Source organism: Paenibacillus ferrarius (assembly GCF_002027705.1).
Classification (GTDB): domain Bacteria; phylum Bacillota; class Bacilli; order Paenibacillales; family NBRC-103111; genus Paenibacillus_E; species Paenibacillus_E ferrarius.
The window spans coordinates 108518-121256 of the sequence record NZ_MBTG01000015.1 but is presented as its reverse complement, the minus strand read 5'-3'; the positions used below and the strand labels follow the sequence as shown (position 1 = coordinate 121256).

Below are 12739 nucleotides of genomic sequence, written 5' to 3'. Positions count from 1 at the left end.
ATGTATATCACCAATTAGGAAGGCAGTGAAATTAATCCTATGTCGCTACAAAATAAGAAAATATTTCTTTCTCCTCCACACATGAGCGGGAATGAAATGACATATATCCAGGATGCTTTTGATACAAATTGGATCGCACCGCTGGGTCCCCATGTGGACGCTTTTGAGAAAGAGCTTGCTGCCTATGCAGGCGTTAAGGATGCCGCGGCAGTCAGCTCAGGGACAGCGGCTATTCATCTCGCTTTGCAGCTGCTGGATGTGAAAGCAGGCGATACGGTTTTCTGCTCAAGCCTTACCTTTGTTGCCAGCGCTAACCCAATTGTCTATTGCGGAGCGAGGCCTGTCTTTATTGATTCCGAGCCTGAGACATGGAATATGTCTCCGCAGGCTCTGGAGCGCGCACTGCTTGACGCGAGGCGAGAGGGGCAATTGCCCAAAGCTGTTATCGTTGTCAATCTCTATGGTCAAAGTGCCAAAATGGATGAAATTGTCCAGTTGTGCGATGACTTTGATATTCCGATTATCGAGGATGCGGCTGAATCCTTGGGTTCCACCTATCGCGGCAAAGCAAGCGGATCCTTTGGCCGATTTGGCGTGTATTCCTTTAACGGGAACAAAATCATATCTACCTCAGGCGGCGGCATGCTGGTGTCTAATGATATGGAACAGTTAAAGCGAGCCCGTTTTTTAGCTACACAAGCCAGAGACCAAGCTGCCCACTATCAGCACAGCCAATTGGGCTTTAATTACCGGATGAGTAATGTGCTGGCAGGCATTGGCAGAGCTCAGCTAGAGGTGCTGGATGAGCGTGTTCAAGCTAGAAGATTGATTTGTGACCGGTATCAAGAAGCATTGTCCTCCGTACCAGGCATTCAGTTCATGCCGGAACTAGCCAATTCCCGCTCGAATCGTTGGCTTACCGTCATAACCATAGACGAGCAAGAAGCGGGGACTAGTGTGCAGGAAGTGTTCGCAGCCTTGACGGCACAGAACATTGAAGCTCGCCCGGTATGGAAGCCGCTTCATCTGCAGCCGCTGTTTGAAGGAGCCTTATTTTATCCGCATCAAGATAAGGAAATTGTATCAGATCAATTATTTCATACAGGTCTATGTCTGCCCTCCGGATCTCAAATGACAGAAGATGACCAGATCAGGGTCATCTCGTGTGTGAAGAAATCAATCCTGCAAACTATTCATTCCAGTTAACTACTATACAGGAGGTATCATCAGCCATGTGCGGAATTGTCGGATACATCGGGAATCAAGATGCGAAGGAAATTCTAGTGAAAGGGCTAGAAAAGCTTGAATACAGAGGTTATGACTCATCAGGGATCGCCTTGTTAAACGACAGTGGACTGCATGTCTACAAAGAACAGGGCCGCATTGCTGCCCTTCGCGAGGCAATTGATGAGCAGGAACAGGCGACAGTAGGAATCGGTCACACCCGATGGGCCACTCATGGGAAGCCAAGTCGGAGAAATGCGCATCCTCATCTTAGCAACAGCGGACGATTCACGGTTGTGCATAACGGAGTAATTGAAAACTATGAAGAACTTAGAGCACAATACTTGCTGGATACCCCCTTCGTCAGTGAAACGGATACAGAAGTTATTGTGCAATTGTTGGATAAATGGGTAAACAGTGGATTAGCCGTCGAGGACGCTTTCAGGCAGCTTCTCCTGGAGATCAAGGGGTCCTATGCCGTTGCCTTATTAGACAATCAAGATCTGGAAACGATCTATGTGGGGAAAAATAAGAGCCCTTTACTGATCGGACTTGGTCCCGATTTCCATGTTATTGCTAGCGATGCTATGGCCATGCTGCAAGTAACGAATCAATTTGTCGAATTGATGGATGAAGAAATCGTCATTCTGCGGCAGAACTTCAAAAGGATTCAAAACTTGAACGGTGAAGTCATTCAGCGCAGACCCTTTCACGTCAAGCTGAATGCCAGCGATATAGAAAAGGGGCCTTACCCGCACTATATGCTGAAGGAAATCGACGAACAGCCGATCGTTATCCGCAAGGTTATCTCCAAATATCAAGATGCTGCTGGCGATTTGATTATGGATAGCGAGATTCGCGATTGTATGAAGAAAGCTGATCGGATTTATATCATTGCTTGTGGTACTAGCTACCACGCTGGATTAGCAGGGAAGCAGCTCATTGAGCAAATAGCGGATATACCCGTTGAAACACACATTGCCAGTGAATTCTTATATAACAGACCGATTCTGTCTCCAAAGCCGTTTTTTATCTTTATTTCGCAAAGTGGAGAAACAGCAGATATTCGCGGTGTGTTAGTCGCTATCAAACAAATGGGCTATAGCTCCTTAACGATAACCAACGTTCCGGGTTCTACGCTGTCTCGCGAAGCCACGCATACCTTATTGACGCATGCCGGTCCGGAGATAGCGGTAGCCTCCACGAAGGCTTATACAGCACAAATCGCAGTCCTAGCCATATTGGCATTCGATAGCGCACGTGCCAAGGGGATTCAGCTGAATGTGAACCCTGCGCATGAATTAAGTATTGCCGCTAATGCCATGGAAATTATGATTAATCACAAGGAAGTTATGGAAGAGATCGTTTGGCAATATTTAAATGATTCGCACAACTGCTTTTTTATCGGTCGGGGTGTGGACTACTACGCTTGTTTGGAAGGCGCGCTCAAGCTGAAGGAGATTTCGTATATTCAAGCAGAAGGATTTCCAGGCGGAGAGCTGAAGCACGGCACGATTGCTTTGATTGAGGAAGGTACTCCGGTGATTGCACTCCTGACACAAGCTCATGTTAGAGCCAATATTCGCAGCAATGTTCAGGAGGTCAAAGCACGCGGCGCACATGTCTGCATGATTAGTATTGAAGGGATAGAGGAGAAAGAAGATCATGTTATTCTGCCTGCCGTCTATGAATGGCTAACACCGCTTGTTTCTGTCATTCCGTTCCAGCTAATTGCTTATTATGCTGCGCTATATCGAGGGTGCGATATTGATAAACCCAGAAATCTTGCCAAGAGTGTCACTGTGGAGTGATGGAGACCATGATCGGACAAAACATTTCAAGTATCCGTAAACAAAGGGGCTATACATTGTCCGAGCTTTCCGAACGGACGGGTATCTCCAAATCCTATTTAAGCAACATTGAACGAAATCTGAAACAGAACCCGTCCATTCATGTCATGGAAAGAATTGCTTTGGTTCTGAAAGTAGATTTGAAAACGCTGTTAAAAATAGCCGTAGATGTGGACACCAATCCCCAACTGGATCAAGAGTGGATCGATTTTGTTTTTTACTTGAAACAATCAGGCATAGCGAAGGAACGCATCCATGAATTTAAAATTTTAATTGATTTTATGAAATGGCACGATGATAAAACGATGAATAAGCAGTAGTCCATTAACGGCGTTGATCCAAAGAGACTTTTTTTGGTAAAATGCCGTTCTTAATAACAAACAAATTTGTTCGTTGTAAGAAATTCTGCTATACTAACAACAAGAGCAACTATAACTTCACGAAGAGGGAAGATCCCAAATGATTGGTAAACGAGTTCAACAATTGCGAAAAGAGAAAGGCCTGTCCCTGACAGAACTGGCAGAGCGAGCAGGCGTGGCTAAGTCATATATTAGCAGCTTGGAACGGGATATTCAGAAGAATCCGTCGATTCAATTTCTTGAGAAAATTGCAGCTGTACTTAAGGTGCCTGTTGACAGGTTAATTGATGATCAGGAAGAAATGGCTCCAAACGACCGTGAGCTGGATCAGGAATGGTATGAGATCATTAAGGAAGCCATGACTTCTGGAGTTGACAAACAGCAGTTCCGGGAATTTTTAGATTTCAATAAATGGAGAATGAAACGTCCGAACGATGAGTAGTATTGCGTTTGTTCATGAATTCTACGAGGACGTGCAGGTATTGTTTGCTGTTGTCAGGTGTGGATTTTTCATGGGTTGATAGGGGCTTCTTAGGAATGCGCGGATATCCTCCAACGTAAGACCTAATTTACGTGCACTTATAATCAGATTCATCCACTCTGCATCGAACTCTTCGGTTTTCATCTGGTTTAGCATACTCATAGTTAACCCCTCCACAATAATCCTGTGTGATACAAATCGTATCTTACTGTTTATTATTGCACGTTTTTTCCTTGAAATCAATCCTGAAAATATTAAAATTATACAAAGTGTATCAGGGCTATTGTAGATCCCTCGACAAATAACGCGTGAATACGGAAGATTACCCCATTAAACGAGAGAGGGGAGGGACTACCTTGTGAATGGTAAGCGCCTTAGCCGTAGGACGTTTCTCAAGAATGGCCTTTTTGCCCTTAAAGCCCTCGTTGCCCTAGCGGGAGCTGGCGGTCTTTATAGTATTTTTGGAGAGCGGTTCTGGATTCAAATCAAAAGGGTTCGACTGGCCTACCGGCGTTTTCCATCCTCTTTCGCTGGTATGCGTATTGTTCAATTCAGTGATACACATATTGGGAAGTATTACAGTTTGAAGCGATTGGAAGAAGTCGTGGAACTCGTACAAAAGCAGAAACCTGATTTGATCTGCTTTACAGGGGATCTCTTTGATTCCAAATTCGGGGAAGTAAGCGATGACGTCATTCCGATTCTCGCACGACTGCAAGCTCAGCTGGGCAAATTTGCAGTCCTCGGTAATCACGATATGCGTTTGAATGCCAAACGAGTCGTGGATGTGCTGGAGCGCTCGGGTTTTACCGTACTTATTAACGGAAGCCGCTCTATTGTACGAGGACTCGAGCGCATGCAGGTGGTGGGTATAGATGAAATGTTCCATGGTCAGCCTGACTTGCCACTTGCGTTGAAGGGGGTAGGGAAAGACGATTTCGTCCTTTTACTTGCCCATGAACCCGATTTTGCAGATACAGCCTTAGCTTTTCCAGTAGATTTGCAGCTCTCTGGTCACAGCCATGGGGGACAGATACGAATCCCTTTCTACGGGAGCATCTTTATACCAGATTTGGCTCAGAAGTATCCGATGGGGCTCTACAGCTTCGCGGGAAGTGAATTTCATGTGTATACGAATCGCGGAATAGGAACAACATTGTTTCCGATCCGGTTCAATTGCCGGCCTGAGATTACAGTCTTCGATCTGGAGACTAAGCAGATGTAGCTCAGCAGAAGCTCCGCTGGCTTACGCCAACGGAGTGTATTCTAATAGCAGAACCATTTTTTCCAAATATCATAAGAATCTTTGCAGTCTATGTCTTCCCACTTGATTTTATCGAAGTTTTTCGAGTTTTTCTTCATGAAATCATCTAAATCTTCTTTGCTCTCTTTTTTATTGCTAGTGAAGGAAGAGAATAGTTGTTGAATCGTTTGTGTGGCCGTTTTTTTGTTCACGGAGGAGTTATTTGAGCCTGTTGATGCTGAAGCATAGGCTGGAAGAAGGATAGCGCTAAACAGCAAAAGGATAAGGGATATTCTGGTGATTCTAAACATTGTACCTAACCTCCCTTCATGCTAAATTAATATGTATGTAGGAGTGGCTGTTCGTTATTAAGAATTATACCGTATATATTAGGTTTTGAGAACTAGAAAAGGCATAGATCATTTCTAATATTTGTGATACAATATGTATCATATGGTAATAAAGAGGGGGGACTTGGGAAGAAAATATATTTTTTTGTATTCTTAGATACAATTAGTATCGCATAAAATGAATCCGATTAAAATGATGTGAGGTGCAACTCATGCAAGTTGTTCAACCTATTAGAGAACAAGAGAAAATCGAAGCCATACAAGCCGTGTTGAAAGAACAGTCGATTCGAGACTGGCTTCTATTCACAATTGGGATTAATTCGGGACTCCATCTAAGTGATCTTCTATCTTTGAAAGTAAAAGATGTGATGGATCGAAATATCGTACATGTGCGGGAGGAAAAAACGGGTAAATTAAAGACGTTTCAGCTTTCTACACAGCTCAAGGTATTTATTGAGGATTATATCAAATATATGGATGAAGACAACTTCTTGTTTCCATCCCAACGAACGGGTAATCCGATCAAGAGAATTCGGGTTTATCGGATTCTAAGCGAAGCCGCCAAGCAGGTGGGGCTATCTGATATTGGTACGCACACGCTCCGCAAAACATATGGTTATCATTATTACCTAAAAACGAAAAACGTCTCCGTTTTGAGAGATTTATTCAATCAGTCGGCCCCATCCGTTACTTTAAGATATATCGGTGTGACGAGCTAGCCATCACTTCAATTCAAAGATCATAGCTGAGCGTTGGGAGTGTGACTTCTTTATGAAACACGAAGAAAAAATTCTGGTTAACATTCATCAGGTACTTCAACAGCTAGGAATTGACCCACAGAAGTTTCAGCCTACAACAGGGATATCATCCTCACAACCTACTCCAAAGAGCGCTCAGCTCTCACAAAAGCGATAAATCTTCTTGCTTCTTCGGGAGTCAGCCTTCTGCCATCTACCGTTAATGAAAACTTTTTCAAAATGCTTTCATCCGTCAAATCGAGATGTTCAACGAATTCCCGAACATCGTGATCAAGAACCATTTCGGGTTGATCCGTTCTGCCGAGCAAATAATCAATAGTAACATGAAAGAAAGTTGCAATCTTATTAATCGTTTCGTAATCGGGCTCACGGCGATTAGTTTCATAATGCGAAAGAGCAGCTCTAGAAATCCCGATTTTCGTGGATAGTTCTTCTTGAGTCAGTCCTCTTTTTTCTCGTAATTGCGCAATGCGATCTCCATACTTCAAGTAGGTATCATTCCTCACTATATATATTTCCTATAACCAGTATCCACTGCATTTTAAGGCTGTATCAGAGAACTATTATAGCAAAGCGGAGATTCATTTGACTAGATAAAAGATGAAACTATAAAGGAGAGTTATGGGAATGGGTGTGGAAAAAAGGAATAAATTATCATTATTGGTACCGTTTATAGGCAAGTTAAATATTGTTCAAATTCGAGATCAACCTATTAATAGCAAATATACATTAATTGACATTATAGAGCTTGAGAAGTTTCATTTTAAATTTATTAGCTCGTTATGCTTGCCAACGAATCACCAGGTCATTTACGGGTTTGAACTGACTATTTTTAATCAATCCATTCACGTTCTTGGCGGCATTACGCTAGTCAGCAATACGGAAAATGAATACGTGTATAAAGCAATTATTAAACAAGACAAGCATGCAAATACGGATACTGAAATGCTATATATGATTAATCAGCTAGCCGTCAAACAGAATAATAAATACGGTAAACTAGTTAAAAGCTACGCAACAGAGTCTTTATCCCTGGAGAATACAGTCGATCTCATATGCTGAAGATGCTAAAAAATTAGCAGATTCGTCTATGGAATGACGAATATTCAGTTCTTTTTCACAAATTCTGGGTTTCCCCCCTTGTAATGTTACAAATCGTATCCTATAATTGATTTGTATACATATCGTAACAATTGTTGAATCCGAGAAATTAAGGGGGGAAGATCATGAATTTAGATATTGTATATTGTATTCAATGTAATTCACTTATGGTAAAAGAAAACGCAAACAAGATCTTTAAGACGGGTTTTTATCATACGACGATCCCACTTTGCCTCTGTAAATCATGTGCTTGTACGGAGGAAAACAGATTCAATATTGAAATTATTGGCAATTCACATAAATGTTATACGGATTTTGATCTGCCTTTGTCCTATCAAGTTCTAAGGGCGCCGGTACATAGAGTGATCTATCAGAAAGAAGCTTTTGCTTCAACATACGGATTATAAGAATGGAAATTCCAAGAAGCCGCTCCTCTTTTGTGAAAAGTGGAGCGGCTTTTTGTCATTGCTGTTACTGCAGCAAATGCTTATAAGCACTATAATCAATTGCCTGCTTCTCCAAGAAGCTGGTTAAGCTCTTGTAGTCGCGCTTAGGAGTTGCGAGAATATATCCTTCAATACAGTGATCTCTTGTGACTTGATCGGCTTGCGCTTCGAGGGCTACTTGTCCGATGCGCGCGGCGATCGAATGCTTGGCAATATCCCGGAAAGCTGTTGGCACCGGCGAAACGAGTTGATCTAGAAACACTTTGGAATCTTCCGTCCATAGATGCCGGGAGCTGTCAACGTAATGATTCTGCCAATCCAGCTTCGATTTGCCGTCTTCCTTGGGAAGCACCTTGAGAAACTTCCGAAACATAAAAAATCCGCCTACCGACATGAAAAAAAGCAGGACACATACCCAGAAAATGATGAACCACATGAAGAAATCATTAGCCATTTATTTGTCACCTCACTCGTTTACATCGTTATGTGATAAGAATTATACCTTATTTCTAGATTTCTTGCGACAATCCGAGTAAAATAGGAGGGTAGAAGACACATACAAAGGAGTTATGGATCATGCCCAATATTGGTTCACACGTTTCATTCTCAGATAAAGGCTTGTTGAATGCAGCTGAAGAAGCAGTTTCATACGGTTCTTCCACATTTATGATATACACGGGCGCTCCGCAAAATACGCGCCGTAAACCGATTGAGGATCAATATATCGAAGAAGGCAAAGCTTTGATGGACAAGCATGCCATCGGCGAAATCGTTGTCCATGCTCCCTACATTATTAATCTAGGTTCTTATAAAGAGGATACGTTTGAGCTGGCTGTTCGCTTTCTGCAAGAAGAAATTCGTCGCACTGACTACATTGGCGTTCGCAATATTGTGCTTCATCCAGGAGCCTATACGGACAAAGATGCCGAGTATGGCATTGCTAGAATCGCCGATGGATTGAACGAAGTGCTTGCTGGCGTGAAGGATACGAATGTCAAGATTGCACTGGAAACGATGGCTGGCAAAGGGACTGAAATTGGCCGCAGCTTCGAGGAGATTGCCGAGATCATCGAGCGTGTTGAAGAAAACAGCAAAATTTCCGTTTGTATGGATACTTGCCATATTCATGATGCCGGCTATGATATCGTGAACGATCTGGACGGTGTTCTGCATCACTTTGATAAAGTCGTCGGTCTGGAAAGACTTGGCGTGATTCACTTGAATGACAGTAAAAATTCCCGCGGAGCCAGCAAAGACCGTCACGCACCGTTAGGTTCGGGATGGATTGGCTTCGAGGCGATGAATAATGTAGCCAACCATCCTAAGCTGCAGCATCTGCCGATGATTCTAGAGACACCTTGGATCGGAAAAGAAGACAAAACGCAGCGTCCGATGTACGAGGCTGAGATCGCTTTGTTGTCAGGCAATTTGAGCGGACGTTTTGGCGGCGAATTCTTGGATCAAGTCGAGCGGATTGACCATTTATTCGGCAAAAAAGATATTCATTTCCGTGATTATGTCCTAAATACATGGGATCTATTGAAAAATGATGCAAAAGCGAAGAAAGCGGATGGACGCGAGCCTTTGGAGCGTTTGTACGATATCCTGTTCGAAGAACGCATTTTGGCTGATTTGACGGAAGAACAATTGAATCAACGCCTGATTGTGTGGCTTGCCGGCAAAGATGTGTTGAAAAAAGCTTAATAGAGTTCAATAATAGAGACGCAGCTCCCTTAACGGGGAGCTTTAGTTTAGGCTTATAGGGGGAGAAACATGGTACTGGCAAGTAATAATGGTCCACTTCGCAAAGACATCGAAATGAAGAATAGGGCAAGAATGTTAATTTCCTGTCCTGATCAACCAGGCATCGTCGCGGCAGTTTCACAATTTTTATTTGAATATGGTGCGAATATCGTGCAATCCGATCAATATACGATGGATCCGGAAGGCGGAATGTTCTTCATCCGTATCGAATTTGATCTGGAAGAGCTTGCGAATCGTGTCGAGCAGTTGAGAGCGGATTTCTCCGGCGTTGCAGACAAGTTCAAGATGGATTGGAGCCTATCGTTGGCCAGCCAGAAAAAGCGGATCGCGATTTTCGTATCGAAGGAAGATCATGCGTTGCTTGAGCTGCTGTGGCATTGGCGTGCCGGCGATCTGAATGCGGATATCGCGATGGTGATCAGCAATCATCCGGATATGCAGTCGCTGGTAGAGCCTTTCGGCATCCCGTATTACCACATTCCGGTGACAGCCGATACGAAAGCAGAAGCGGAGCGCCGTCAGCTAGAAGTGGTGGGAGACAAGGTAGATGCGATCGTTCTCGCACGCTATATGCAAATCGTGTCGCCTTCTTTCATTAAGCATTACGCGAATCGGATTATTAATATTCATCATTCGTTCTTGCCAGCGTTTGTCGGCGGCAAGCCTTATGCGCAAGCTCATAACCGCGGTGTGAAAATCATCGGAGCCACGGCTCATTACGTGACTGAGGAATTAGATGGCGGGCCAATTATTGAGCAGGACGTTCAGCGGGTAAGCCATCGTGACAACGTCGAAGACTTGAAACGAATCGGTCGACATATTGAGCGAATTGTTCTTGCCAGAGCCGTCGCTTGGCATGTTGAAGATCGAATTATTGTGCATAACAATAAAACGGTAGTTTTTAATTAATGGGGAAAGCTAGGCTGTGTCCGTTGCGGATGCAGCTTTTTTGGCTAGATGCCGTACAGGCGTGAACTCCTTTTAGCGGTTTATTGTGGCAAAGCCTCAAAGCAAATGGTACAATAATGCAAGCGATAAAAGTTACTTGTATGTACAAGTTGGACATGGATGATAAATACAGACAAATAGGAGGAAATTCTCGAATGACAGTTACAAACAAAACGATTGAACAACTAGCCGTAGACACGATCCGTACTCTCGGTATCGATGCCGTTGAGAAAGCCAAATCAGGACACCCAGGTATGGTTATGGGGGCAGCCCCAATGGCTTACGTGCTGTGGAAACAACATATGAAACACAATCCAGCCAATCCAAAATGGGTCAATCGTGACCGTTTCGTGCTTTCCGCGGGACATGGCTCTATGCTGCTGTACAGCCTTCTTCACTTATGTGGATACGATCTGCCGATCGAAGAGATCAAGAACTTCCGCCAATGGGGAAGCAAGACGCCAGGACATCCGGAATACGGTCATACAGCCGGTGTTGACGCAACGACAGGTCCTCTTGGACAAGGTATTGGGATGGCTGTGGGTATGGCGATGGCCGAAGCTCACCTGAGAGAGACTTATAACAAAGAGAACTTCCCTGTAATCGACCACTATACCTATGCAATCTGTGGCGATGGCGATATGATGGAAGGCGTTTCTTCCGAAGCCGTTTCCTTGGCAGCGCACCTGAAATTGGGTAAATTAATTATGTTGTACGATTCCAACGATATCTCGCTGGATGGCGAATTGAATATGGCATTCTCCGAAAACGTTCAAGGGCGTTTCGAAGCTTATGGCTGGCAAGTTCTGCGCGTAGAAGAGCAAAATGATCTTGCTGCTATTTCCCGAGCAATTGCTGAAGCAAAAGCGGATACAACGCGTCCTACCTTGATTGAAGTGAAAACAACAATCGGCTTCGGCAGCCCGAACAAAGGCGGCAAAGGCGGCCACGTAGGTCCTCACGGTTCACCGCTTGGCGGCGACGAAGTGAAATTGACGAAGCAAGCATATGGCTGGCCGGAAGAGCCGGATTTCTTGGTTCCGGACGAAGTTAAAGCGCATTATGCGGAGATTCAAAAAGAAGGCGCTGCAGCTGAACAAGCTTGGAGCACGCTGCTGAATGACTACATCAAAGCATATCCAGAGCTTGGCAACCAATTCAGCGCGGCTGTAAATGGTGAACTGCCAGCAGGCTGGGATGCAGACCTTCCGGTCTACAGCACATCGGACAAGCCGATGGCAACGCGTGTTGCTTCCGGTAATGCGATCAATGCTGTTGCCGGCAAATTGCCGCAATTGATCGGTGGCTCCGCGGATCTGGCGAGCTCCAACAACACGATGATCAAGGGTGAAGCGAACTTCACAGCTAGCAGCTATGCAGGCCGCAACGTGTGGTTCGGTGTTCGTGAGTTCGGTATGGGTACTGCACTGAATGGTATGGCTTTGCATGGCGGTGTGAAAGTATACGGAGCGACTTTCTTCGTATTCTCCGACTATCTGCGTGCTTCGATCCGTTTGGCGGCTCTTATGCAGCTTCCGGTTATCTACGTTCTAACACATGACAGTATTGCTGTTGGTGAAGACGGACCTACGCATGAGCCGATTGAACAACTGCCAGCGCTTCGCGTCATTCCGGGCATTACCGTAATTCGTCCTGCGGACGGCAACGAAACTTCCGAAGCATGGCGTTATGCGATTGCTGAGGCTAAAGGACCAGTTGCACTCGTATTGACTCGTCAGAATTTGCCGATCCTTGAAGGTGCGGTAGAAGGAGCCAAAGCAAACCTGAGAAAAGGCGGATACGTGGTATCCGACGCAGCTAACGGCAAACCGGACGCTCAGATCCTGGCAACAGGCTCCGAAGTACAATTGGCTGTCGCGGCGCAAAAATTGCTGCAAGAAGAAGGCATTCACGTTCGTGTCGTCAGTTTGCCAAGCTTGGAGCTGTTCGAGAAGCAATCCAAAGAATACAAAGATTCTGTTATTCTGCCGGAAGTTAAGAAGCGTCTTGCAGTTGAAATGGCGTACCCGCTTGGTTGGGAGCGTTATGTAGGCGACCAAGGTTCTATCTTGGGGATTTCCACTTTCGGAGCTTCCGCACCTGGGGACGTAGTTCTCAAAGAATACGGCTTCTCTCCTGAAAATGTTGTAGCGAGAGTGAAAGCTCTCTTGTCATAAGCTAATTCATCCATGGCCAAAGCCCACCAGCGGTGGGC

The 12739-nt window shown here is 44.7% G+C and carries 14 protein-coding genes; 10 read left to right on the top strand and 4 right to left on the bottom strand.

Going from position 1 to position 12739, the window contains the following annotated elements; all coding sequences use genetic code 11:
• The first annotated feature begins 39 nt into the window (after positions 1-39).
• From BC351_RS18010 to BC351_RS17995, 4 genes are all read left to right on the top strand, one after another.
• Positions 40-1206, top strand: coding sequence for a DegT/DnrJ/EryC1/StrS family aminotransferase (locus tag BC351_RS18010; protein ID WP_079414127.1), 1167 nt, complete (start codon positions 40-42; stop codon positions 1204-1206).
• A gap of 26 nt (positions 1207-1232) precedes the next feature.
• Positions 1233-3035, top strand: coding sequence for a glutamine--fructose-6-phosphate transaminase (isomerizing) (gene glmS / locus BC351_RS18005; RefSeq protein ID WP_079414126.1), 1803 nt, complete (start codon positions 1233-1235; stop codon positions 3033-3035).
• 8 nt (positions 3036-3043) lie between these two features.
• Positions 3044-3394, top strand: a complete 351-nt coding sequence (locus tag BC351_RS18000; RefSeq protein ID WP_079414125.1) for a helix-turn-helix domain-containing protein — start codon at positions 3044-3046, stop codon at positions 3392-3394.
• A gap of 139 nt (positions 3395-3533) precedes the next feature.
• Positions 3534-3875, top strand: coding sequence for a helix-turn-helix domain-containing protein (locus BC351_RS17995; RefSeq protein ID WP_079414124.1), 342 nt, complete (start codon positions 3534-3536; stop codon positions 3873-3875).
• Between the two features lie 21 nt (positions 3876-3896).
• Here the strand turns inward: BC351_RS17995 and BC351_RS17990 are convergent, their stop codons facing one another.
• Positions 3897-4076: an anti-repressor SinI family protein gene (locus tag BC351_RS17990; RefSeq protein ID WP_079414123.1), complete on the bottom strand. Its 180-nt coding sequence runs from the start codon at positions 4074-4076 to the stop codon at positions 3897-3899.
• A 196-nt stretch (positions 4077-4272) separates the two neighbouring features.
• Between BC351_RS17990 and BC351_RS17985 the strand changes: the two genes are divergently transcribed.
• Positions 4273-5139, top strand: a complete 867-nt coding sequence (locus BC351_RS17985; RefSeq protein WP_079414122.1) for a metallophosphoesterase — start codon at positions 4273-4275, stop codon at positions 5137-5139.
• Positions 5140-5180: 41 nt separating this feature from the next.
• On the opposite strand, the gene BC351_RS17980 is transcribed toward BC351_RS17985, so the two are convergent.
• Complete coding sequence (locus BC351_RS17980) at positions 5181-5468, bottom strand: hypothetical protein (RefSeq protein WP_079414121.1); 288 nt, start codon at positions 5466-5468, stop codon at positions 5181-5183.
• A gap of 251 nt (positions 5469-5719) precedes the next feature.
• Between BC351_RS17980 and BC351_RS17975 the strand changes: the two genes are divergently transcribed.
• Entirely contained in the window at positions 5720-6226 is a 507-nt protein-coding gene (locus BC351_RS17975; RefSeq protein ID WP_079414120.1) for a tyrosine-type recombinase/integrase, read from the top strand.
• A 158-nt stretch (positions 6227-6384) separates the two neighbouring features.
• Here the strand turns inward: BC351_RS17975 and BC351_RS17970 are convergent, their stop codons facing one another.
• A complete protein-coding gene (locus tag BC351_RS17970) occupies positions 6385-6753 on the bottom strand; it encodes a helix-turn-helix domain-containing protein (RefSeq protein ID WP_079414203.1) in 369 nt (122 codons plus the stop codon).
• Positions 6754-6892: 139 nt separating this feature from the next.
• Here BC351_RS17970 and BC351_RS17965 point away from each other — a divergent pair, with 139 nt between their 5' ends.
• Entirely contained in the window at positions 6893-7327 is a 435-nt protein-coding gene (locus BC351_RS17965; protein ID WP_079414119.1) for a hypothetical protein, read from the top strand.
• Between the two features lie 510 nt (positions 7328-7837).
• Here BC351_RS17965 and BC351_RS17955 read toward each other — a convergent pair.
• Positions 7838-8266 (bottom strand): DUF2621 domain-containing protein, encoded by a 429-nt coding sequence (locus BC351_RS17955; protein ID WP_079414117.1) that lies wholly within the window; start codon positions 8264-8266, stop codon positions 7838-7840.
• A 122-nt stretch (positions 8267-8388) separates the two neighbouring features.
• Here BC351_RS17955 and BC351_RS17950 point away from each other — a divergent pair, with 122 nt between their 5' ends.
• The 3 genes from BC351_RS17950 to tkt all read left to right on the top strand — a co-directional run bounded on the left by BC351_RS17950 (position 8389) and on the right by tkt (position 12701).
• Entirely contained in the window at positions 8389-9516 is a 1128-nt protein-coding gene (locus BC351_RS17950) for a deoxyribonuclease IV (protein ID WP_079414116.1), read from the top strand.
• A 69-nt stretch (positions 9517-9585) separates the two neighbouring features.
• Complete coding sequence (gene purU / locus BC351_RS17945) at positions 9586-10485, top strand: formyltetrahydrofolate deformylase (RefSeq protein ID WP_079414115.1); 900 nt, start codon at positions 9586-9588, stop codon at positions 10483-10485.
• 194 nt (positions 10486-10679) lie between these two features.
• Positions 10680-12701, top strand: coding sequence for a transketolase (gene tkt / locus BC351_RS17940; protein ID WP_079414114.1), 2022 nt, complete (start codon positions 10680-10682; stop codon positions 12699-12701).
• Positions 12702-12739: the final 38 nt, after the last annotated feature.

Excerpts from the sequence above, each read along its gene's own strand:
- BC351_RS17990 (WP_079414123.1), bottom strand. The coding sequence starts at position 4,076 with ATGAGTATGCTAAACCAGATGAAAACCGAAGAGTTCGATGCAGAGTGG.
- tkt (WP_079414114.1), top strand. The coding sequence starts at position 10,680 with ATGACAGTTACAAACAAAACGATTGAACAACTAGCCGTAGACACGATC.
- purU (WP_079414115.1), top strand. The coding sequence starts at position 9,586 with ATGGTACTGGCAAGTAATAATGGTCCACTTCGCAAAGACATCGAAATG.
- BC351_RS17995 (WP_079414124.1), top strand. The coding sequence starts at position 3,534 with ATGATTGGTAAACGAGTTCAACAATTGCGAAAAGAGAAAGGCCTGTCC.
- BC351_RS17975 (WP_079414120.1), top strand. The coding sequence starts at position 5,720 with ATGCAAGTTGTTCAACCTATTAGAGAACAAGAGAAAATCGAAGCCATA.
- BC351_RS17950 (WP_079414116.1), top strand. The coding sequence starts at position 8,389 with ATGCCCAATATTGGTTCACACGTTTCATTCTCAGATAAAGGCTTGTTG.
- BC351_RS18010 (WP_079414127.1), top strand. The coding sequence starts at position 40 with ATGTCGCTACAAAATAAGAAAATATTTCTTTCTCCTCCACACATGAGC.
- BC351_RS18000 (WP_079414125.1), top strand. The coding sequence starts at position 3,044 with ATGATCGGACAAAACATTTCAAGTATCCGTAAACAAAGGGGCTATACA.
- BC351_RS17980 (WP_079414121.1), bottom strand. The coding sequence starts at position 5,468 with ATGTTTAGAATCACCAGAATATCCCTTATCCTTTTGCTGTTTAGCGCT.
- glmS (WP_079414126.1), top strand. The coding sequence starts at position 1,233 with ATGTGCGGAATTGTCGGATACATCGGGAATCAAGATGCGAAGGAAATT.
- BC351_RS17955 (WP_079414117.1), bottom strand. The coding sequence starts at position 8,266 with ATGGCTAATGATTTCTTCATGTGGTTCATCATTTTCTGGGTATGTGTC.
- BC351_RS17965 (WP_079414119.1), top strand. The coding sequence starts at position 6,893 with ATGGGTGTGGAAAAAAGGAATAAATTATCATTATTGGTACCGTTTATA.